Annotated in this window: 21 protein-coding genes and 5 tRNA genes; 5 read left to right on the forward strand and 21 right to left on the reverse strand. The window is 46.9% G+C overall.

The window, feature by feature from the left end:
- Nucleotides 1-117: 117 nt before the first annotated feature.
- The 5 genes from lnt to miaB are packed head-to-tail and all read right to left on the reverse strand — an operon-like array spanning nucleotide 118 to nucleotide 5,534.
- Entirely contained in the window at nucleotides 118-1,614 is a 1,497-nt protein-coding gene (gene lnt, locus BFC18_RS01940; protein ID WP_070123517.1) for an apolipoprotein N-acyltransferase, read from the reverse strand.
- A 6-nt stretch (nucleotides 1,615-1,620) separates the two neighbouring features.
- The gene (gene corC, locus BFC18_RS01945; protein ID WP_070123518.1) at nucleotides 1,621-2,478 is read right to left on the reverse strand and encodes a CNNM family magnesium/cobalt transport protein CorC; all 858 of its coding nucleotides are present in this window, start codon (nucleotides 2,476-2,478) and stop codon (nucleotides 1,621-1,623) included.
- A 33-nt stretch (nucleotides 2,479-2,511) separates the two neighbouring features.
- On the reverse strand, nucleotides 2,512-2,985 hold the full coding sequence (gene ybeY / locus BFC18_RS01950; protein WP_070123519.1) for an rRNA maturation RNase YbeY: 474 nt from the start codon (nucleotides 2,983-2,985) through the stop codon (nucleotides 2,512-2,514).
- Nucleotides 2,982-4,070: a PhoH family protein gene (locus tag BFC18_RS01955; RefSeq protein ID WP_070123520.1), complete on the reverse strand. Its 1,089-nt coding sequence runs from the start codon at nucleotides 4,068-4,070 to the stop codon at nucleotides 2,982-2,984. The genes ybeY and BFC18_RS01955 overlap by 4 nt, the downstream gene beginning before the upstream one ends.
- Nucleotides 4,071-4,100: 30 nt before the next feature.
- The gene (gene miaB, locus BFC18_RS01960; RefSeq protein WP_070123521.1) at nucleotides 4,101-5,534 is read right to left on the reverse strand and encodes a tRNA (N6-isopentenyl adenosine(37)-C2)-methylthiotransferase MiaB; all 1,434 of its coding nucleotides are present in this window, start codon (nucleotides 5,532-5,534) and stop codon (nucleotides 4,101-4,103) included.
- 267 nt (nucleotides 5,535-5,801) lie between these two features.
- Here miaB and BFC18_RS01965 point away from each other — a divergent pair, with 267 nt between their 5' ends.
- Nucleotides 5,802-6,974, forward strand: coding sequence for an FAD-dependent monooxygenase (locus BFC18_RS01965; RefSeq protein WP_070123626.1), 1,173 nt, complete (start codon nucleotides 5,802-5,804; stop codon nucleotides 6,972-6,974).
- Entirely contained in the window at nucleotides 6,962-7,141 is a 180-nt protein-coding gene (locus BFC18_RS01970) for a hypothetical protein (protein ID WP_070123522.1), read from the forward strand. The genes BFC18_RS01965 and BFC18_RS01970 overlap by 13 nt, the downstream gene beginning before the upstream one ends.
- A 16-nt stretch (nucleotides 7,142-7,157) precedes the next feature.
- Here the strand turns inward: BFC18_RS01970 and BFC18_RS01975 are convergent, their stop codons facing one another.
- Nucleotides 7,158-7,733: a TetR/AcrR family transcriptional regulator gene (locus BFC18_RS01975; protein ID WP_070123523.1), complete on the reverse strand. Its 576-nt coding sequence runs from the start codon at nucleotides 7,731-7,733 to the stop codon at nucleotides 7,158-7,160.
- Between the two features lie 130 nt (nucleotides 7,734-7,863).
- On the opposite strand from BFC18_RS01975, the gene BFC18_RS01980 reads away from it, so the two are divergent.
- Nucleotides 7,864-8,418, forward strand: a complete 555-nt coding sequence (locus BFC18_RS01980; RefSeq protein ID WP_070123524.1) for a carboxymuconolactone decarboxylase family protein — start codon at nucleotides 7,864-7,866, stop codon at nucleotides 8,416-8,418.
- Between the two features lie 39 nt (nucleotides 8,419-8,457).
- Here the strand turns inward: BFC18_RS01980 and BFC18_RS01985 are convergent, their stop codons facing one another.
- The 5 genes from BFC18_RS01985 to BFC18_RS02005 form a co-directional block, all read right to left on the reverse strand.
- Entirely contained in the window at nucleotides 8,458-9,861 is a 1,404-nt protein-coding gene (locus BFC18_RS01985; protein ID WP_070123525.1) for an alanine/glycine:cation symporter family protein, read from the reverse strand.
- Nucleotides 9,862-10,048: 187 nt separating this feature from the next.
- Nucleotides 10,049-10,124 (reverse strand) — tRNA-Gln (locus tag BFC18_RS01990).
- A gap of 43 nt (nucleotides 10,125-10,167) precedes the next feature.
- Nucleotides 10,168-10,243: transfer RNA gene (locus tag BFC18_RS01995), tRNA-Gln, on the reverse strand.
- Between the two features lie 5 nt (nucleotides 10,244-10,248).
- Nucleotides 10,249-10,333, reverse strand: a tRNA-Leu gene (locus tag BFC18_RS02000).
- A 36-nt stretch (nucleotides 10,334-10,369) separates the two neighbouring features.
- Nucleotides 10,370-10,446: transfer RNA gene (locus BFC18_RS02005), tRNA-Met, on the reverse strand.
- A 304-nt stretch (nucleotides 10,447-10,750) separates the two neighbouring features.
- Between BFC18_RS02005 and BFC18_RS02010 the strand changes: the two genes are divergently transcribed.
- Entirely contained in the window at nucleotides 10,751-12,058 is a 1,308-nt protein-coding gene (locus BFC18_RS02010; RefSeq protein WP_070123526.1) for a short-chain fatty acid transporter, read from the forward strand.
- A gap of 77 nt (nucleotides 12,059-12,135) precedes the next feature.
- On the opposite strand, the gene ychF is transcribed toward BFC18_RS02010, so the two are convergent.
- The 10 genes from ychF to lolB form a co-directional block, all read right to left on the reverse strand.
- Nucleotides 12,136-13,227: a redox-regulated ATPase YchF gene (ychF, locus tag BFC18_RS02015; RefSeq protein ID WP_070123527.1), complete on the reverse strand. Its 1,092-nt coding sequence runs from the start codon at nucleotides 13,225-13,227 to the stop codon at nucleotides 12,136-12,138.
- A gap of 23 nt (nucleotides 13,228-13,250) precedes the next feature.
- Nucleotides 13,251-13,847 (reverse strand): aminoacyl-tRNA hydrolase, encoded by a 597-nt coding sequence (gene pth / locus BFC18_RS02020; protein ID WP_070123528.1) that lies wholly within the window; start codon nucleotides 13,845-13,847, stop codon nucleotides 13,251-13,253.
- Nucleotides 13,848-13,852: 5 nt separating this feature from the next.
- A complete protein-coding gene (locus BFC18_RS02025; RefSeq protein WP_070123529.1) occupies nucleotides 13,853-14,488 on the reverse strand; it encodes a 50S ribosomal protein L25/general stress protein Ctc in 636 nt (211 codons plus the stop codon).
- Between the two features lie 146 nt (nucleotides 14,489-14,634).
- Entirely contained in the window at nucleotides 14,635-15,039 is a 405-nt protein-coding gene (locus BFC18_RS02030) for a hypothetical protein (protein WP_070123530.1), read from the reverse strand.
- Nucleotides 15,040-15,231: 192 nt separating this feature from the next.
- Nucleotides 15,232-15,702: an energy transducer TonB gene (locus BFC18_RS02035; protein WP_070123531.1), complete on the reverse strand. Its 471-nt coding sequence runs from the start codon at nucleotides 15,700-15,702 to the stop codon at nucleotides 15,232-15,234.
- A gap of 95 nt (nucleotides 15,703-15,797) precedes the next feature.
- The gene (locus BFC18_RS02040) at nucleotides 15,798-16,964 is read right to left on the reverse strand and encodes a serine hydrolase domain-containing protein (RefSeq protein ID WP_070123532.1); all 1,167 of its coding nucleotides are present in this window, start codon (nucleotides 16,962-16,964) and stop codon (nucleotides 15,798-15,800) included.
- Between the two features lie 184 nt (nucleotides 16,965-17,148).
- Nucleotides 17,149-18,096 (reverse strand): ribose-phosphate pyrophosphokinase, encoded by a 948-nt coding sequence (locus BFC18_RS02045; protein WP_070123533.1) that lies wholly within the window; start codon nucleotides 18,094-18,096, stop codon nucleotides 17,149-17,151.
- 31 nt (nucleotides 18,097-18,127) lie between these two features.
- Nucleotides 18,128-18,203: transfer RNA gene (locus tag BFC18_RS02050), tRNA-Gln, on the reverse strand.
- A gap of 28 nt (nucleotides 18,204-18,231) precedes the next feature.
- On the reverse strand, nucleotides 18,232-19,089 hold the full coding sequence (ispE, locus tag BFC18_RS02055) for a 4-(cytidine 5'-diphospho)-2-C-methyl-D-erythritol kinase (protein ID WP_070123534.1): 858 nt from the start codon (nucleotides 19,087-19,089) through the stop codon (nucleotides 18,232-18,234).
- Complete coding sequence (gene lolB, locus BFC18_RS02060; protein WP_070123535.1) at nucleotides 19,074-19,679, reverse strand: lipoprotein insertase outer membrane protein LolB; 606 nt, start codon at nucleotides 19,677-19,679, stop codon at nucleotides 19,074-19,076. Before lolB ends, ispE begins: the two co-directional genes overlap by 16 nt.
- 141 nt (nucleotides 19,680-19,820) lie before the next feature.
- On the opposite strand from lolB, the gene hemA reads away from it, so the two are divergent.
- On the forward strand, nucleotides 19,821-21,092 hold the full coding sequence (gene hemA / locus BFC18_RS02065; protein ID WP_070123536.1) for a glutamyl-tRNA reductase: 1,272 nt from the start codon (nucleotides 19,821-19,823) through the stop codon (nucleotides 21,090-21,092).

Genomic DNA, 21,092 nt, shown 5'->3' on the forward strand with positions numbered 1-21,092 from the left:
TCAGAGCGCAGATAGAATTACGGTTATCGCAAAAAATCGGTGGCAAATCGCGAAAAAGCCAGCCTGATTAAAAGATGGCTGGCTTTCTAAATAGTGGTAACATCTTGTTTTGTTAAGTTATTGTTTACGCTTGATAATAATGGCGGCTGCTAAGAAAGCCGCAGTCAGTAACCAAAGCATAATATCGCCAAACTGTTTGTAGGGCGTCATCCCTTTACGGGCCTGAACGATTTGCGACAAACTACCAGCTTCAAACTGGGGAAGTACTGACGTAACGTCACCTTTGTCGTTGATAAACGCAGTGATCCCATTATTGGTGGCGCGCAATACCGGTCTACCGAGTTCTAGAGCCCGCATTCTGGCGATGTCTAAATGCTGCGCCGGACCATGGGAATGGCCAAACCAGGCATCGTTACTCACGGTAATAATCATATCGGTATCGTTGTGTACGTTTGCAGCGACCTGATGGGGAAAGGCGATTTCAAAACAAATTGCCGGCGCCAAATGAATTCCATTCGCTACCAGGTTTGTCTGTACAAAGTCCCCCCGGGAAAATGACGACATGGGTAAGTCAAATAACGGGGCCAATGGCCTTAAAATATCTTCAAAGGGCACAAACTCGCCAATGGGTAACAGATGGTGCTTGGCATAACGATTGTTATGAAAATAATGATAGCTGCCGTACGTATCGTCAGGCTTACGTTTACCCAGCACGAGCAAGTTATTCCAGGCTTCATCAGATTCAAAGTTGTAATTCACAATGCCGGTGATAAGCGCAGAGTCTGTGTTCAGCGCTAAATTATCCATTTCTACTAGATAATCACTGGCCAGCAATTCCAATTTCGGCACGGCGGCTTCAGGCCATACTACCAGATCACTGTTCCATAGCGGCTCACTCAAGGCACGATATTTCTCCATGGTGGGCATGTCTTGCTCTGGCACCCAACGCAGTGACTGAGCAATGTTTCCCTGTACCATCGCTATTTTGTAGGTAGCTGCAGGTTGCGTCCATGATTTGCCAATAAGTATCCAACCGGGAACAAAGGCAGCAATAAACAGGGCCGCCAGCGCAACATACTGCTTGCTAAAGCGATATACCGCCAAAGCCGCGCATAGCGCAATAACAATGGCAGTGACGCCGGTTTCTCCAATTAACGGAACCCAGCCTGCTAACGGACTGTTTATTTGGCTGTACCCCAGTGATAACCAGGGAAAACCTGATAGCATCCAGCTTCGAAGACACTCAGAAAGAGTCCATAGAAATGGCAGCGCCAGCGGCCATAAACGGGGTGGGAAGTACTTTTGACTCAGCCACAGTGCGAATGCGGGATAAAGCGCCAGATAGCTGCAAAGTATGAGCATGAGCCCAACTGAGAGAATAATAGGTAGGCCACCAAAATCAGCAATACTGACATGTACCCAACTGATCCCAGCGCCAAACCAGCCAAGGCCGAACAACCAGGCGGTGAGAAACGGGCGGCGGGTTTTTGTCAGCTGGCGAATACCAAGCGCAATGGCCAGAAAGGTTACCGGCCATAGAGAAAATGGGGCGTAGGCAAATGTAACACTGGCGCCACTGAGGAGCGCCAGTAAATAGGGAACAAACGTTTTCAGAACGCGTTACTCCATGGAGGGAACAGTCACTTTGAGTTGAACCAGACGACGTTTGTCTGAGTTAGTAATTTTGAAATGAATATCACTGATGGTAATTTCATCGTTGGTTTCAGGCATGTGCCCGAAAGCCTTCAGCACAATACCGCCAATGGTGTCGGCTTCTTCTTCACTGAATGTGGTTTTGAAGAAGTCGTTAAAGTCTTCTACAGGCGTGAGTGCTTTCACCGTATAGGTAGACTTGTTCAGCGGCTTGATGTCGTCGGTGCCGTCTTCGTCGGTGTCGTATTCATCTTCAATCTCGCCCACAATGAGTTCGAGAATATCTTCAATAGTAACCAGACCAGAAACACCACCGTATTCATCGACCACGATAGCCATGTGATAACGCTGCTGACGAAACTCTTTTAGCAGCACATCCACACGTTTACTCTCAGGAACGATAACCGCCGGGCGGATCACGTCTTTCAGCTCAAACGCTTTATCGGGGGTAAAAGCATAAAGCAGCAAGTCTTTTGCTAACAGAATACCTTCAATATGGTCTTTATCTTCGCTTATTACCGGGAACCGGGAATGCGCGGTATCAAGGATAATAGGAAGAAACTCGTCTACCTTCTGGTTGATATCAATGGTGGCCATTTGAGTGCGGGGGATCATAATGTCCCGTACCCGCATCTCGTTAACACCGATGACGCCTTCAATCATTTCCCGGGTTTGGGGATCAATAAGTTCACGGTGCTCGGCTTCGGTGATTACATCCACCAGCTCTTCTTTACTTCTCGGCTCGCCGGAAAATGTCGTTCGTAGCTTGTCGAACCAACCTTTGCTCGTCGAGCCGTTGGTAGAGTGAGGGTTGTCTTCGCTCATAAATCTCTTAAATATTGAGTGTTTTAGTGAAAGTTAAAGCTCTTGATACGGGTCGTCAATGGATAATTGCGCTAAAATTTTAATTTCAAGCGCTTCCATTTCTTCTGCTTCATCGTCTTCAATGTGATCATAACCCAGTAAGTGCAAGATTCCATGCACGACCATATGGGCATAATGGTGGTTCACCGCTTTGTTTTGCTCACAGGCTTCTTTCTCTATGACAGGGGCACATATCACTAAGTCACCCAGCAAATTCAATGGCACGCCTGGCGGGCATTCAAACGGAAAAGAAAGCACATTGGTAGGTTTATCTTTGCCACGGTACTGATGGTTCAGTTCGTGGGATTCCTCTTCATCAACGAAGCGAACCGTAATTTCTTTCTCCTCGGTTCCTAATGCTGCGAGTACAGCATCAGCCCAGGTGGTAAGCATGGATTCATCGGGAATGCGCGCCGCAATTGCATCTTGCGGCGTATAAGCTTGCTGAAGGTCGATGATGGCGGTCACGGTTTGTTCCCGGCGTCACCAGCCTCTTTATTTGCGGTATCGGAGGCGGCAGCTTGATTCTGCTTTTCCTGTTCTGCGGCTGCTTTTTTGGCTAAACGCACTTTTTCCTGTTCACTGTCATGCTTTTCATAAGCGGTAACAATACGGGCAACCACAGGGTGGCGCACCACGTCTTCTGCTTTAAAGAAGTTAAACGAAATATCGTTCACGTTCTCTAACACTTCAATGGCGTTACGTAATCCTGAGCGCACACCGCGCGGTAAATCTACCTGCGTGATATCGCCGGTGATCACAGCCTTGGAGTTAAAGCCAATACGGGTGAGGAACATTTTCATCTGTTCAGTCGTGGTATTTTGCGACTCATCCAGAATGATGAAGGCATCGTTCAAGGTGCGCCCACGCATATACGCCAGCGGGGCCACTTCAATGACATTGCGCTCCATCAACTTCTCTACTTTCTCGAACCCCAGCATCTCAAAGAGCGCATCGTAGAGTGGACGCAAATACGGATCGACTTTCTGAGACAAATCACCCGGTAGGAAACCCAGTTTTTCACCGGCTTCAACCGCAGGACGGGTAAGCAGAATACGGCGAACTTCCTGACGCTCTAATGCGTCAACCGCACAGGCAACCGCCAGATAGGTTTTACCCGTACCTGCTGGGCCAATACCAAAGGTGATATCGTGATTAACGACGTTAGCAACGTACTGTGCCTGATTGGGATTACGGGGCTTGATGACACCACGTTTAGTACGGATATTAATCTCTTTCCCGTACACGGTGGTCTCTTCACGCTCAAGGCATCGGGCTTCCTGAATGGCCAGGTGGACTTGTTCAGGTTCGAGTTGCGGTACTAAACCCTTTACCGGCTGTGTTTCAATGTAGAGGAGCTTGAGTAGCTCAGCAGCACCGTTTGCCTGAAGTGCTTCGCCCAATATTTTAAATTTATTGTTGCGATAGCTGATTTCAACGCCCAATCTGCGTTCAATTTGTTTGATATTGTCATCAAACGGGCCGCACAGGCTGGATAAACGTTTATTGTCTGCAGGTTCTAAAATTACTTCGTTGCTTACCAGAGTACTCAAGTTCTGTTATTCCTCACTTCTTAAATTAAATCAGGCTGGGACGTATTGACCCACGCCCAGTGCATCGGGAACGTCATTCTGATGCTTTGCCATGATAGATTGGGGCGAAACCGCCACACGCAAGCCCATATCTTTCTCTCGGCGAACCACTTCACCACGCAGTGAATTAGTGAATACGTCTGTGATCTTCACATCAACGAATTCGCCAATCATGTCGGGCATACCTTCGAAGTTCACAACACGGTTATTTTCAGTACGGCCAGACAGTTCCATTGGGTTCTTTTTCGACGGTCCTTCCACCAAAATACGCTGTTCGGTACCTACCATGTGACGGGCAATGCGCAGTGCTTGTTGTGTAATACGTTGCTGTAGCAGATGAAGACGTTGCTTTTTCACTTCTTCGGTCACGTCATCAACGGCGTCAGCCGCGGGTGTACCCGGACGGGCACTGTAAATGAAGCTAAAGCTCAGGTCGTAATCGATGGCCTGGATGAGATCCATGGTAGCTTCAAAATCAGCATCGGTTTCACCCGGATAGCCAATGATAAAGTCAGATGACATGCAGATATTCGGACGTACTTTCTTCAGCTTTCTGATTTTTGATTTGTATTCTAATGCCGTGTGGCCACGCTTCATCATATTCAGAATGCGGTCTGAACCACTTTGTACCGGCAAATGCAGGTGATCAACCAGCTCCGGAATGCTTTCGTAAGCAGCAATGATGTCGTCAGTAAATTCAACCGGATGCGACGTGGTATAGCGAATGCGGTCGATACCATCAATTGCCGCTACCAATTCCAGTAATTCTGCGAAACGACAGATGGTGCCGTCGTGGTGTTCACCACGGAACGCGTTTACGTTCTGACCAAGCAGGTTAACTTCACGCACACCTTGTTCAGCCAATTGGGCAATTTCCAGAATGACATCATCCACCGGACGGCTCACTTCCTCGCCTCGGGTGTAAGGTACAACGCAGAACGTACAGTACTTAGAGCAACCTTCCATAATTGATACAAAGGCTGTGGGTCCTTCTGCACGAGGCTCGGGCAGTGAATCGAATTTTTCGATTTCGGGGAAGCTCACGTCAACCACTGACGATGCGCCGCCGTGCAGTTGCTTAATCATTTCAGGTAAGCGGTGCAGGGTTTGCGGGCCAAATACGATGTCTACAAATGGCGCGCGTTGACGAATTTGGTCACCTTCCTGTGAGGCCACGCAGCCGCCTACGCCAATAATGAGTTCTGGCTTGTCTTTCTTCAGATTTTTCCAGCGGCCTAGTTGGTGGAACACCTTTTCCTGTGCTTTTTCACGGATCGAACAGGTGTTGAGGAGGATAACGTCCGCATCCTCGGCTTCCTGCGCAAGCGAATAACCATGGGTAGAGTCCAATAGATCTGCCATCTTCTCCGAGTCGTACTCGTTCATCTGACAGCCCCAGGTTTTGATATACAGCTTCTTGGTCATATTCACATCACGATTTCAGGTTTTCCGGCAGGGACCACCAAAGGGTAATCACGATAAATGGCCGGCATGTGTTCAAAATAGCCGCGTATTTTACATTTTGTGGTGCGGTTTGCCCAGTGATTCGTTAAATCTGTTAGGCACTTTAATGTGGTTAAGTATAGCCGGCTGATCTAACGCAAGGCAGAAATCATGGTGGTTGGTAGTTAAAAAGAGTTTACGTCATAATGCGGCCTTACTCAGGGAGTTGTTATGTCCGGAATTTCAGATATGTTCGATTTTTGTATAAATGGCGGCGGCATGGTGGGTGCGGCGCTCGCGCTGGGGCTTACGCAACAGGGCTATAAGGTGGCTATTATTGAAACAGCCATGCCGCAAGCTTTCGACCCTGGCCAGAAGCCGGACCTGCGACTTTCAGCCATTAGTCTCACATCGGTGGATTTAATGCGGGCGCTGGGGGCATGGTCATTTATTGAGAATTACCGGGTGAAACCTTACAGCAAACTGTCGGTGTGGGAACAGCCATCAATGGCCACCGAATTTGACGCCCAAAGTATCGGTCAGTCGCTTTTAGGTTACTTTGTTGAAAATCGCCTGATACAACTTGGCTGTCATCAGGCGCTTGCCGATTATGATGTGACCTGGATTAATCAGACAAAACTGGTTGGATACCGAGAAACTGAAGGCATTACCGCGGTTGAACTGGACAATCACGAGGTATTGCAATGTCGTTATCTCATTGGTGCTGACGGTGCTCGCAGTCAGGTGAGGGCGCTTGCACAAATCGGCAGCACCGGCTGGCAATACGGGCAGCAGGCTATGGGCATTACGGTAGAATTGCAAAGTGATCCCGGTTCTGAAACCTGGCAGCAGTTTTACCCGAGTGGGCCCAGGGCGTTGTTGCCAATGTATGGCAATTATGCCTCATTAATTTGGTACGACGATGCAACGCGCATCAAACAGCTGAAAAGTTTAAGCAAGCAGCAACTCACTGAAGAAATCCAATCGCATTTTCCAGATCGGATAGGTCCATTTTCTATACTGGATAAAGCGTCCTTTGTGCTCACCCGTTCCCACGCCTCAGACTATGTGCGTCCCGGCGTTATTCTGGTAGGGGATGCCGCTCATACCATTAACCCGTTGGCTGGGCAGGGCGTGAATCTCGGTTTCAAAGATGTGGCCGCGTTGTTGGCTGTTACTGCAACCTGTAAACCGGAGCAGCCAGAGTTTCATCAACAGCTTAAGACAGCTTATGAAACGCCTCGCAAGCGGGACAACTTGATGATGATGTCGGCCATGGACAGTTTCTACCTCTTGTTTAGTAATGAAATACCCCCAGTTAAATGGATAAGAAACTTGATGTTGAAAGGCGCTGATATGGCGGGGCCAATAAAACACAAGATACTCAAATATGCGATGGGGATGGATGAATGGAAGTTCTGATCTTACTGGGTGTGCTTTTCGCGGCGCTGTTTATCATTGTGCCACTGATTGAACGTTCGAATATGCGGGTAAGTCCGGAAACCGCGGGCAAAATCAGCCGCTGGATCTGGCCGTTGGTGATGATATCACTGGTAATACAGCTTATTCGGATGATGATGCAGGGTTAATTCAGCCTGTGTCATCTCAGGCGGCGCTATTTAATTCGCTCATCGCTCTGTTTATCAGTCGTTTAGTTTGTTCATCGTCATCACAGACAAAAGCCTGTGTTCTAAGACCGACGAATTGACATTGAAGCCAGGCGGCCAGCTCATTGAGATCAGCTTCTTGTGATATGTTGCCTTGCTGCTGAGCATTCTTCAACACTAACAAAAATGCTGATTTCAGCGCAGCCATCCCTTCAACTACTACCTGCCTGATCGCTTCCGGCAATTGTTCCATATCAGAAAGTGTTCTAACCAGCAGACATTGACGTTGGTACTGCAAGTCCCCGGGACAAGTTGTCACACTGACAAAATATTTTTCTAACTCTGCAAGCGTATCCGGAAAGGTGGAACAGGCCTCTATATCACTTTTACTATCCTCTACGTACGTTTCTATCACCAGCTGAAACAAGCCATCTTTACTTTTAAATCGGTGGTAAATGCTTCCTGGCCGCATATCCAATGCGGTTTGCAACTCACGCATGCCCACAGCGCTATAGCCTTTTTTCCAGAATACTGCAGTCGCACTCTTAATCAGTTCTTCATTGCTTAATTTCATAAAATATAGCCTAAAAATTATTTTTTTGAACAAGTGTTCAAATTGGTGGTTGAACGATCGTTCAAACCCCTTGTATCATGGTTACAGAGCAATCACATTGCGTTGATTATTTTACTTAAAGGAGAATTTTATGACTACTTATACATTACATACTCAAGATACTGCTCCCGATAAAGCTAAGCCACTACTGGAAAATTCAAAGAAGTCTTTCGGAATGATCCCCAATTTACATGCGGTCATGGCATCATCTCCTGAATTACTGGAAGGTTATCAGGTGCTTCATGATTTAGCTCAGAAAACAGATTTTTCTGCAGATGAATTAACCGTGGTCTGGCAAACGGTAAACGTGGAGCACCAGTGCCACTATTGCGTGCCTGCGCATACAGGCATCGCTAAAAACATGAAAGTTGATGATAAACTCATTGATGCATTGCGTAATAATGAAGAGCTTGAAGATGCAAAGTTAAATGCCCTGAGAAATGCAGTCCTCTCTGTCACCCGAGGTCGTGGGCACATTGACGATGCGGCGATGAAAGGCTTTACTGATGCGGGTTACACATCAAGAAATATGCTAGATATTATATTAATTCTAGCTCAGAAAGTGATGAGTAATTATACCAATCATCTTGCTGAAACGCCTGTAGATGCGGCATTCGAAAAGTTTGCGTGGACACCGGTGAAGTAAAACAAAAACGGCTATCTTAAGCAGATAGCCGTAATTCGTTTACCAGATACCGTCTTCAGTTTTTCCCTGAATCTCACAGTCGCCAGTTTTGTACTCCATATCGCCACCACGGTCGTGTTTGGCAAAATAATCTTTGCTGATAGAAACGATAGTCGGTGTCATCCATACAATAGCAATGATATTGATCACAGACATCAAACCCAGCGCCATATCGGCCATGGCCCATACAGTTGGCAGTGCGGCCTGTGAACCCCACAGGATCATACCCAGATAACCAATGGTGTAAGCAATACGACCCACTTTATTATCCAGTTTGAACATATGCAGGTTACTTTCGCCATAAGCGTAATTGGCTACCACAGAGGTAAACGAGAACAGACAGATTGCTGCTGCGACAAAGTCTTCGCCGCCCATACCGATGTGTTTGGTCATTGCCGCCTGAGTCATACCGATGCCTTCCATGTGTCCGGTGGCTTCACCGCCGGCAAGCAGGATGATAAACGCCGTAGCCGTACATAAAATCATGGTATCAATAAACACACCAAGCATTTGTACATATCCTTGCGATACCGGGTGATTTGGATTAGGCGCGGCACTGGCAGCCGCGTGGGGCACACTGCCTGAGCCTGCTTCGTTAGAATACAGACCACGCTGAATACCATTTTTAATGGCTGCTCCCAGCATACCCGCACCGGCTTCTTGTAAGCCAAATGCCGATTTAATAATTGACATCAACACTGCGGGTAACTCGGTAATATTGAGCACCACAATAATGATGGCAGCCAGTACGTAGCCAATGGCCATGAACGGAACAATCCATTCAGCGAAGCGAGCGATACCGCGTAATCCCCCAACGACAATTAACGACGCCAAGCCAATTATCACAAGACCAGAATAGAGTGGATTAAAACTGTAAGCATTGTTCAGTGCATCGGTAATCGTGTTGGCCTGTACGGCACTGAATACAAATCCATAACCGAAGAACAAACAGAGAGAAAACGCAACCGCCAGCCAGGTTTTGTTCAGTCCCTGCTTAATATAGTAAGCGGGTCCACCGCGGTATTCGCCGTTTTCATCTTTCACTTTATAAAGCTGGCCCAGCACGCTTTCGGCAAAACCGGTAGCCATGCCTAAAAAGGCAATGACCCACATCCAAAAAATGGCGCCTGCGCCACCTAATGAAATGGCCACTGCCACACCGGCGAGATTGCCGGTACCTACCCGAGCCGACAGGCTAGTGCATAAAGCTTGAAATGAACTAATACCTTCTTTGGTAGAAGAGGTACTACCTTTCATTAATTTGAACATGTGCGTGAAGTGGCGAAGCTGAACAGCGCCTAGCTTCCATGTGAACCAGAGTCCACATCCGAGCAGCATGACGATAAGCACCTGGCCGTCACCCCACAGCACGTTATTTACGGCCGATACAATATCGTTAATCACATGAATTCCTGTTTATTTGTTCTTATGATTGTGTGTTGCTATTTATCTTATCAGAACAGGCGAAGGGGAAAAGTGATTCATTACCTGTTCTGAATAATTATCTTATTTTTCTGAATGAAAAATAATGCTTGCCGGGTAGGGAAGCAGAAATAAAAAAAGCCAGTCATAAGACTGGCTTTTTCTATTATGGCTGGGGTAGCAGGACTCGAACCTACGGATGGCGGGATCAAAACCCGCTGCCTTACCAACTTGGCTATACCCCAATCAACTGGGTGTTAGCTGAAAGGATTCAACGTAACGAAATAATGGCTGGGGTAGCAGGACTCGAACCTACGGATGGCGGGATCAAAACCCGCTGCCTTACCAACTTGGCTATACCCCAACAGATGGTGCGGAAGGAGAGACTTGAACTCTCACGCCGTGAAGCACTGGAACCTAAATCCAGCGTGTCTACCAATTCCACCACTTCCGCGCAACTAGGACATACCTGAGAGATAAATAAGAAGAGTGGTGGCTACGGCGAGATTCGAACTTGCGACCCCATCATTATGAGTGATGTGCTCTAACCAACTGAGCTACGTAGCCTCTTCTTTTTCTCTTCCCTCTCAGGAAGTGGCGCGTATTATGCGGATATGACGGGGCACCGTCAACCCCTTTTTTACTAACTTTCTCTAAGTGGTCATAATGTGTACCGAAATGCCTAATTTATCAGCAAAATGGTTATTAAGAATACAAGGAACCATGATTTTCAACGATATTTTCTGAGCATTGAAGGGGAAGTACCCCCTGATTTGGCCGCTCGAAATCACTTTTTTAAAAATTTATTTCCTTTGATTTTCGACTTTTTTCGGTAAGGTGTTAACTAATTGTTTAAGGAATAATCAAAACTATGCTGAATCGCGTGGCAACACCTTTTGTAAAACTCGTCGAACGCTACCTACCCGATCCCTATATCTTCGTTTTATTGCTTACGCTGGTGGTTTTTTCCGCAGCCATGCTAATAGAAGGCCAATCTTTGACCGTGGTTGTCGAACAATGGGGAAGTGGTTTGTGGGGATTACTCAGTTTTTCCATGCAAATGTTACTGGTTTTAGTAACAGGTTATATGTTGGCAAGCACGCCATTGGTGAAAAAGTGCCTGGAAAGTCTCGCCGCGCTGGCAAATTCCGCAGGAAAAGCCATTATTCTGGTTACCCTGGTATCGTTAATGGCGAGCTGGCTAAACTGGGGCTTTGGATTAGTGGTAGGGGCATTATTTGCCAAAGCGCTGGCAAAGCGAATCGAAGTGGATTATCGACTACTGGTTGCCAGTGCGTATTCTGGTTTTGTTGTGTGGCATGGTGGGCTTGCTGGTTCTGTCCCTTTAACCATTGCCACACCGGGTCATTTTTCTGTAGATCAAATTGGTGTTATTGATACATCAGAAACCATCTTTGCAACCTTTAATCTTATCCTGGTGGCCATTTTGTTTATCGTCATGCCGTTGGTAAACCGGCTTATGATGCCAAAACCGGAAGATAGCGTGATCGTGCCGGCTGAAATGCTGGAAGACAAACACACCGTCGATGAAGCCAATACCCGACCCGCAGACAGACTCGAGAACAGTATTATTCTGGCGCAGTTAATTGGCTTCGCGGGAATGGGATACTTACTCATGTACTTTATTGGTGGCGGCACGCTAAATCTGAACGTGGTAAATGGCTCGTTTTTGTTTCTGGCTATTATTCTGCACAAAACGCCACGACGATTACTATTCAGTTTGCATCAGGCTGTAAAAGGCGGTGCAGGAATTGTTATCCAGTTTCCGTTTTACGCTGGAATCATGGCAGTGATGGTGCAGTCTGGCTTGGCACAAAGCTTATCAGAATGGTTGATTGGCCTGGCAACAGCCGAATCTCTGCCGGTGTGGAGCTTTATCAGTGCGGGCATTGTGAACATTTTCGTACCGTCGGGCGGCGGGCAGTGGGCTGTTCAGGCGCCGGTGGTGCTGCCTGCTGCGCTGGAATTAGGGGCAGATGTCAACCGCGTTGCTATGGGCGTAGCGTGGGGGGATGCTTGGACCAACCTTATTCAGCCGTTCTGGGCGTTACCTGTATTGGCCATTGCTGGCCTAAAAGCAAAAGACATCATGGGGTTTTGTTTGGTACAGCTTATTTTAACCGGCGTCATCATTGGGCTGGTACTGCGGTTCGTTTAAAAAAGGGGTTTACTCCAGCCTGTACAAACAAAAACACCGCCATCAGGCGGTGTTTTACATGTTTATAAAGCTATGCTTTATACGTTAAAGCGGAAGTGAATTACGTCACCATCTTTAACGATGTAGTCTTTACCTTCCAGACGCCATTTACCGGCATCCTTGGCACCTTGTTCGCCACCAAACTCAATATAGTTATCGTAGCCAACGATTTCAGCGCGGATAAAGCCTTTCTCAAAATCGGTGTGGATTTTACCAGCAGCTTGTGGCGCGGTTGAACCTTCAGGGAAAGTCCATGCACGTACTTCTTTTACGCCCGCGGTAAAATACGTTTGCAGAGTTAGCAGGTTGTAGCCAGCACGAATTACACGATTTAGACCAGGTTCTTCTAATCCCATGTCCTGCATGAATTCTTCACGCTCGTCATCATCCAATTCAGCAATTTCAGCTTCAATTTCGGCACAAACCGCAACGACTACCGCATTTTCGCCCGCTGCAATTTCTTTCACCTGATCAAGGAATGGATTGTTCTCAAAACCGTCATCGTTCACGTTAGCGATGTACATAGTTGGTTTCAGCGTTAACATGTTCATGTAGCTAATCGCTGCCATTTCTTCTTTGGTCAGTTCCAAAGAGCGCAACAGATTACCTTCGTCCAGATGCGGCTTAATTTTTTCCAGTACTTTTAATTCGTACTTCGCATCGGCATCGCCGCCTTTAGCGCGTTTCGCAACACGATGAATGGCTTTTTCTGTGGTCTCCAGATCAGCAAGTGCAAGTTCCGTATTAATAACGTCGATATCGTCCTTTGGACTCACCTTACCAGCAACGTGAACAATGTTGTCGTTTTCAAAGCAACGTACTACGTGGCCAATCGCATCGGTTTCACGGATGTTTGCCAGGAATTTGTTACCTAAACCTTCACCTTTCGATGCACCTTCAACCAGACCCGCAATATCGACGAATTCCATGGTAGTAGGAATAACACGTTGGGGATTCACAATCTCTGCCAGCTTATCTAAACGCAGATCCGGTACGGGTACGACACCTGTATTCGGTTCAATTGTACAGAACGGAAAGTTCGCCGCTTCAATGCCGGCTTTGGTAAGAGCGTTGAACAGGGTAGATTTACCCACATTTGGCAGACCAACGATGCCACATTTAAAACCCATGTGCTGGACCCTTGTTTGGTTGATTAGCCCTGAACGTCAGCTTTAAAACTATGCAGTCGGTTCTGAGCTTGCTTTAAGTCGTTTTTGATTAGCATTTCTGTACACCGGACAGCTTCATCAATGACATCATCGATGGCGGTTTTTTCATTTGCCGGTGGTTTGCCAAGTACATGGCCGGTTACTTTACTTTTATGGCCCGGATGACCGATGCCAATGCGTAAACGTAAGAAATCTTTATTATTGCCCATTCTGGCGACGATATCTCGAATTCCATTTTGACTGGAACTACCACCCATTTTGTATTTGGCAATACCAGGGGGTAAATCGAGTTCGTCGAAAGCAACCAACATATTCTCTGCGGGGATGCGATAAAAGTTTGCCATCGCAGCAACGGCCTGACCACTTTTATTCATAAAAGTTGTAGGGTAGAGCAGACGAATATCTTGTGTGCCTATGGTAATACGGCCAGTTAAACCGTAAAACTTATTTTCGGGCGTGAGGGAGGTATTGAAACGTGCCGCCAGTTCATTAAGAAACCAGACGCCAGCGTTGTGTCGCGTGTTTTCATATTCTGGGCCTGGATTTCCCAGGCCCACAATCAGACGAATATCTGATGACAAGCTGATTATTCCTCAGCTGTGCCTTCTTCGCCTTCGTCATCGCTGCTTTCAACAGAAGCGCGTGAAGGCTTGATGGTAACAACGGCCAGGTTGTGCGCGTCGTCGCCTTTCGCCAGTTCTACAGAGCTAACGCCAGCAGGCAGAGTCAGGTCAGACAGGTGCAGAGTGGTTTCCATGTCCAGTTCAGCCATGTCTACTTCAACGAACTCAGGCAGGTCTTTAGGCAGACAAGTAACTTCAATTTCAGTTACCAGGTGCTCTGCGATACCGCCAGCTTTGATTGCTGCGTTTTTGTCTTCATTGATGAAATGAACAGGAACGCTAGTGTGCAGCTCTTCACCCGCGATAACACGTTGGAAATCGATGTGAGTGATTTTAGGCTTATACGGGTGACGTTGCATGTCTTTAACTAACGCTTCAACTTTCTGACCGTCGATGTTCAGAGTCAGAACGTGAGAGTAGAACGCTTCAAAATCAGCAGCGTTGTTTACTTTGTTGTGCTCAAGAGTCAGTGCAACAGGGGCTTCTTCGCCACCGTACAGGATGGCAGGAACTTTGTCAGCATGACGCAGGCGGCGGCTCGCACCTTTCCCCAGGTCAGTACGTACTACTGCATCCAGGTTAAAAATACCTTCAGACATTGAAATGTCTCCAAAAATTTAAGTTTATCGTTTGTGAGTTTTTGCGACCAAAACTCACGCGTATCTGGCATTTCTGCCAGGCCCCGAAATAAAAGGGCGGCGAATTCTACCACTGCACCCTCCGAGTTACAAACTTAAATGTGACATTACATGAGGCTTGTGCCGGGTTTGCGCGGGATGGGCATAACTTCACTGTCGTCAGCACTAAGTACTTCCTGAATTTGCATGACTTTACCAAACTGGGTGATGGTCATGACATCCATGGGGACGGCAGTGACTACCAAACGCATACCATTTTGACGGTAGTGCTTATCGAGGCCTCGAAGGGTATATTTTTCGCCATTGTCTGCGATGAAGCCCAGGAAACCGCCTTCCATGTCCTGATACTGAAGCTGACCACTGATTTTAGAGAGGTTTTTATTTGTCGCTTCCGTCATTTTACTCTCCTCAACATTAGTCTTCGTTGAAACAGGCTCGCTGACTGATGCAGTGGTATCACTGCAAGCGGCGCAGGTAACAAAAACCGCAATCATCACAATCTGACGAATCATAGTGCATCCTTAACAACAATCTCAAAAAGGTCATTGTGCCGTGTAAAGCCTGAACGGACAATGAATGAACATACTTGCTTTTCAATTTTTCAGGCTTAAGGATGCCCTCCCAGATAAAAAGAGTATGCTAACGGGTAAGGAAAACGTTATTTAGCAGAATGGACACACGGCCTTTTTCGTGACTGCTGGCTATCAGGGGAATTTGAATCTGCGACCCACAACAGCGATTACATCGTTGCCGGTACACTGATCTTTGGTAGCAAGTACAGAATCGCCACAGTTACCATTGCCGTTCTCAAGGCAAAACTCAAACCGGGTCTGAAACTTTAGCGGTGCCTGAAAAGCTGTTTCGCTAACACTTTGCCATTTCCATCGGCTAACTACTTTGCTGGCTTCCCGCGCAAAATCCTTATTTGTTGCGCTGACAACTTCAACCGCAGTGACTTCTCTGTCTGTTCCGACAACATATTCAATAGTGGCGCATCCTTCCCTACCGTATATTGCTTGCTGTTTGGGGTATCTGGGCGGGAAACGCTTTAAATCTGCCAGAGATGATTCTTTCGCAGAAGTGCCAGTTGCATGACTACTTACTTCACTGCTACTGTCCGTAGCGCTACAACCCGCCAGTAAACCTAACAGTGAAGCCGCAATAACATATCTCATTAATTCTCCTTATTAATGTTTCTGTCGTTATCTTTGATTATTATCTTATCGTTTTTTGTTGCTTTCTTTCCAACATACAAAAGAGAAAGCTGTATTTAAAACACCGATGGATCTTCACCGTGCCATAAATCTAAATCCGCTAGTATCTGGAACACTGGATAGGTGAGGGCATTCGTATCAAGTGAGTTACTGTTGCACATGGCAACCACGGAAGTGTGTGTATCTGGTCGGCGAATGAAACTGGTACTTGTTCCGAGCCAGCCACCGTTGTGGAAGTAATAGCGGCCGTCTGTGTATTGACCATTGGCGTAGTACCATTTGTGTTCATCGCGATCGGGGAAATCGCCGTTGGGTGTATTCATTAATGCGATAAGCTCGGCGGGCTTTTTACCTAAAATTGGATTGCTAAACTGGTTGTTCCACAAACGCATATCTTCAAGGGTAGTAAATAAGCCACCATCCCCGGTCACATAGAGGTTTGTCATATTGACTTCAAGTTTCGCTTTTCCGCTTGTTTCGTTTTTTGTGCTGATGTAGCCGTAAGCTCTGTGTGGAATGACTTCACGTTTATCATCAGCAAAGAAGGTGTGTTTCATTCCTAAAGGGGTGAAGATTCGGGCGGTGGTAAATGCTCTGAATGTTTGGCCACTCACATTTTCAACCAGTAAGGTCAGAAGGTTGTAAGCGAAATTGCTGTAGCGCTGTTCCTTTTCCGGTGCAGTAAGCAAAGGTAACGTCTTGAGTAAGTCATAGTATTCATCGTTGGAGAGATAATCCTCATCACCGAGTCTGAAAGGCTTACCGGATACGGAATGTAATGGTTCGGACAGCAATTCGTTCAGCGTGTCATAGTCGCCCATACCGGCAAAATGCCCCAACATGGCGTTGATAGTGACTTCGTGCTGGTACTCATAGAGATCCGGAATGTACTTACGGATGTCGTCATCAAGATTGATTGATCCATCATCGGCCAGAAGTAAAACTGCCATAGCAGTAAACTGTTTCGATACCGATGCCATTCTGAAGCGAGTAGCTGCTGAAATGGGCACGCTGTGTTCAACGTTGGCCAGCCCGTAATGCTTTTGGAAAATAAATTCCCCTTGCTGAATGATACCCACAGAACATCCCGGACCGCTCGGTTCTATCATTGCTGTGGCAATGGCATCCATTTTTACTTCCAGTTGCCTGAGCACATCTTCCGCATTACTTTGAAAGCTGGGTATGCACAGGGCTAGCGGCAACAAGACTTTGTTTAATTTCATGACGATATCCATATCAGTATTCGATTTCTACCGTAACATAGTCGGCAATCAACCTTTAAGTGTTAACACAGAAAAAACAATGAATTACCTGTTGCTTATCTGGAAATTCCTAATCGCTGCTTAAAGTAAAAAAAAGCCGGCGCATTGCTGCGCCGGCTTTGGATAGGTTGAATCGAGTTGTGTATCAGTATTCGAACATTGCCGAAATAGATTCTTCATTGCTGATACGGCGAATGGTTTCCGCCAGCATTTCAGAAAGCGTAAGTTGCTTAACCTTACCTGTGGCTTTCATGTCTTTCGACAGTGGAATGCTGTCGGTAATGATGATTTCATCAATGACAGATTCTTTCAGGTTTTTCGGCGCGTTGCCTGAGAAAATGGCGTGAGTAGCGTAGGCATACACTTTTCGCGCACCATGGTTTTTCAGTGCTTCCGCAGCTTTTGCTAGTGTACCGCCGGTGTCGATCATGTCATCTACGATGATACAGTCGCGGCCGTTAACGTCACCGATAATGTTCATAACCTGAGACACATTGGCTTTTGGACGACGCTTATCGATAATGGCCAAATCGGCATCGTTCAGCAGTTTTGCTGTTGCGCGGGCACGCACAACACCGCCGATGTCTGGAGATACTACGATTGGGTCTACAAAATCACGCTGCACCATATCGGCAAGCAGGATTGGGGTACCGAATGCGTTGTCTACAGGCACATCGAAGAAGCCCTGGATTTGCTCGGCGTGTAAATCGATGGTCAAAACGCGGTCAACACCCACGTTAGACAAGAAGTCTGCAACAACACGAGCGGTAATTGGCACACGAGCAGAACGTACACGACGGTCTTGTCTAGCATAACCAAAGTAAGGGATAACAGCGGTGATACGACCGGCTGATGCGCGACGCAGGGCGTCAATCATCACGATCAGTTCCATCAGGTTGTCGTTGGTTGGTGCACAGGTAGACTGGATAATAAAAACGTCCGAGCCACGGACGTTTTCATGAATTTCTACGCTGATTTCACCGTCGCTAAAGCGACCAACACTGGCGTTACCAAGTTTAGTATAAAGGCGTTCGGCGACTTTATGGGCAAGTTCCGGGACAGCATTGCCTGCAAAGAGCTTCATATCTGGCACAAGTGTTTCCTCAGTGCATTGATAAAGGTGGTGGCTGGGGTAGCTGGACTCGAACCAACGGATGGCGGGATCAAAACCCGCTGCCTTACCAACTTGGCTATACCCCAAAAATTTAATTCATGTCCGATGCTTCGTTCACGGTTTTAGTTTTTGTAATAAGGGCGAGGTGTTTACACCTTTAGCAACAAAACCAGTCCATTTTCCGGGCAAGGTATCAAGAACACGCCTGGCTGAAATTTCATCACTAAATATAGCAAATACACACGCGCCTGTGCCCGTCATCCGCGACGGGGCGAATTGTAGCAACCACTGTAATAATAATGCAACTTCGGGATGGCGATCACAGACAATTGTCTGACAATCATTGTGTGTTGCATCAAAAGTATAATTGTCCCACTCAATGGCCGGTGTGTTGCGGGGCAGGGATGATTCGCGGAAAATATCGGCAGTACCTACGTGAATACCCGGGTTAACAACCAAATACCATTGTTCGTTAAGTTCTGTGGCAGTAATTGCCTCGCCAACACCACCTGCAAAACTGGTGTGACCTTCCACGAATATGGGGACATCTGCACCTAACTTGAGGCCTAATGCTGCTAATTCACTGGTATCCAGTTTGCAATTCCAAAGCGCGTTCAATGCCACAAGTACCGTTGCAGCGTTTGAAGAACCGCCTCCAATACCACCGCCCATGGGAAGGTTTTTTCGCAAAAATATATTTACGCCGCGATTAATACCACAGTGCTCTCTTAATAATTTTGCCGCTTTGATGATCAGATTATCTTCGTCATTCACACCGGGAATTGACGGTGACAGCGTGATGTCATTCGACGACACCAACTCAAACGCCAGTTCATCGCCACGGTCAAGAATTTGAAATAATGTCTGCAATTGGTGATAACCATTCTCGTATCGGCCAAGAATATGCAGGAAAAGGTTAAGTTTCGCAGGACTGGGCCACCAGTCATAAGATTGCATTACTGTATTGTCCATTCATCAATTCGGATTTTAATCAGCATTTTACTGTTGTTCGTTTGGGTAAGGGTTAGCTGGTGAGGTAACCAAATGCCATCGACATTACCGTAGTTACTGTAAATCACTTTCCAGTTGCCACAATTATCACAGGCCGGAAACAGCGATGCCAGCAGTTGTTTGTCGTTCAGTTGGTAGTCATCGCCTGCTAGAGGTAAGCCTTTTATCCAGTTGAGCAACCGATTCACCGGAATGTCCCAACCTGTTGTTTGATAAATAAGGCGAGACGGATTGGTATCCTCATAATGCTTATCATCGGCTTCAAGGCTCGCCATGCCATCGTTCACTGATAAAGTAGCCAATGTGATTCCCAGCATATTGGTTAATCGGAAATCAAAATCGGGTGCATCAGTTTTCCAGTTTAAATGGGCACTCACGGCTTCTTTGTCGTTTCGAATAGCCATCTTCCCTTTTATCTGCCAGTGCTCCACGGTTTTTAGTTGTTGCAGCTGCGAAGGCAGGTTAACCGCGGTTTCCGGGCCGTCGGGTAAAGTGGTACAGGCAGAAAGGGCGAGAAAAAATATCGCCAGTGTAATTATTCGCCAAAACATAAAAGAGTATGATCCCCTGCAAAAAAGAGTCGCGAATGTGGCAAATCAACCACAACTAATGGGAACACAGTTTCAGGAGTACTTTCAATCATTTTGCGTTTTTCGTACAATGCCGCTCCATTGATGCCACCATGAATTTCAATGACCCTTACTGCCCTCGGAATTAATCACAAAACAGCACCTGTAGCACTTCGCGAAAAAGTTGCATTTACACCGGATTCTCTGGTGTCTGCGCTCGCCTCGTTGAAACAGATGAACGGCATAGACGAGTCTGTCATTGTTTCCACGTGTAATCGCACAGAAGTGTATGTGAAAGGGGTGGATGAAGCCGCGTTATTATTGAAATGGCTAGCGGAATTTCATGGGGTTTCTGAAAAGGATATCTCGGATAACAGCTATCTTTATCATCAGGAAGACGCGGTTCGACACGTTATGCGAGTAGCCAGCGGCCTCGATTCGTTAATACTGGGCGAGCCACAGATCCTCGGGCAAATCAAACAAGCATTCAATGATGCCAAGCATTCCGGTACTGTGGGTAGTGAGTTTGAGCGCCTGTTTCAACATACGTTTTCGGTAGCGAAAAAAGTCCGTTCTGAAACAGAGATTGGCGCCAATGCCGTGTCGGTGGCGTTCGCCGCTGTGCAACTGGCCAAACATATCTTCAGTGCCCTACCGAAACGCGCAGTGTTGTTGGTTGGGGCAGGAGAAACCATCGAGCTGGTTGCTCAGCATTTAAAAGAGCAGGGCGTACAACGTCTTGCTGTCGCAAATCGCACTGTAGCCCGGGCAGAGAAGCTGGCCGAAAATCTCGGGGCTGAAGTGTTGACGTTATCGCAACTCCCTGATCACTTGCACCAGTTTGATATTGTTATTAGTTCTACTGCGAGTCAGTTACCATTAATTGGTAAAGGTATGGTAGAACGTGCGCTGAAGCAGCGCCGGAATACCCCAATGTTTATGGTGGATCTGGCGGTTCCCAGAGACATAGAGCCGCAAGTGAATGAGCTGGGGGATGCTTACCTCTACACGGTTGATGATCTTCAGCACATTGTCGAGCAAAATCTGGCATCACGGGAATTAGCGGCGCAAGAAGCAGAAAAAATTATCAGCGAACAAGCGTTGGTTTTCCTGAATTGGAAACGGGCGCAAAAATCCATTGATTTAGTTCGCCAATACCGTCAGAAGAGCATGGCTTCCAGAGATGAATTGGTTGGCAAAGCCGTGAATCAACTGTCTGAAGGGCGAGAGCCTGAAGCAATCATTCAGGAATTAGCGTATAAACTGGCTAATACTCTGATGCACGGACCCACAAGGGTGCTACGTGAAGCGGCACAAGATAAAAATAGCGCGCTGTCTCAATGGCTGGGACAGGCGATGGATCTTGCTCCTGAAGAGCAGGACAAAGAAAGGTAA

It is taken from the genome of Alteromonas confluentis (genome assembly GCF_001757105.1).
GTDB classification, from domain to species: domain Bacteria; phylum Pseudomonadota; class Gammaproteobacteria; order Enterobacterales; family Alteromonadaceae; genus Alteromonas; species Alteromonas confluentis.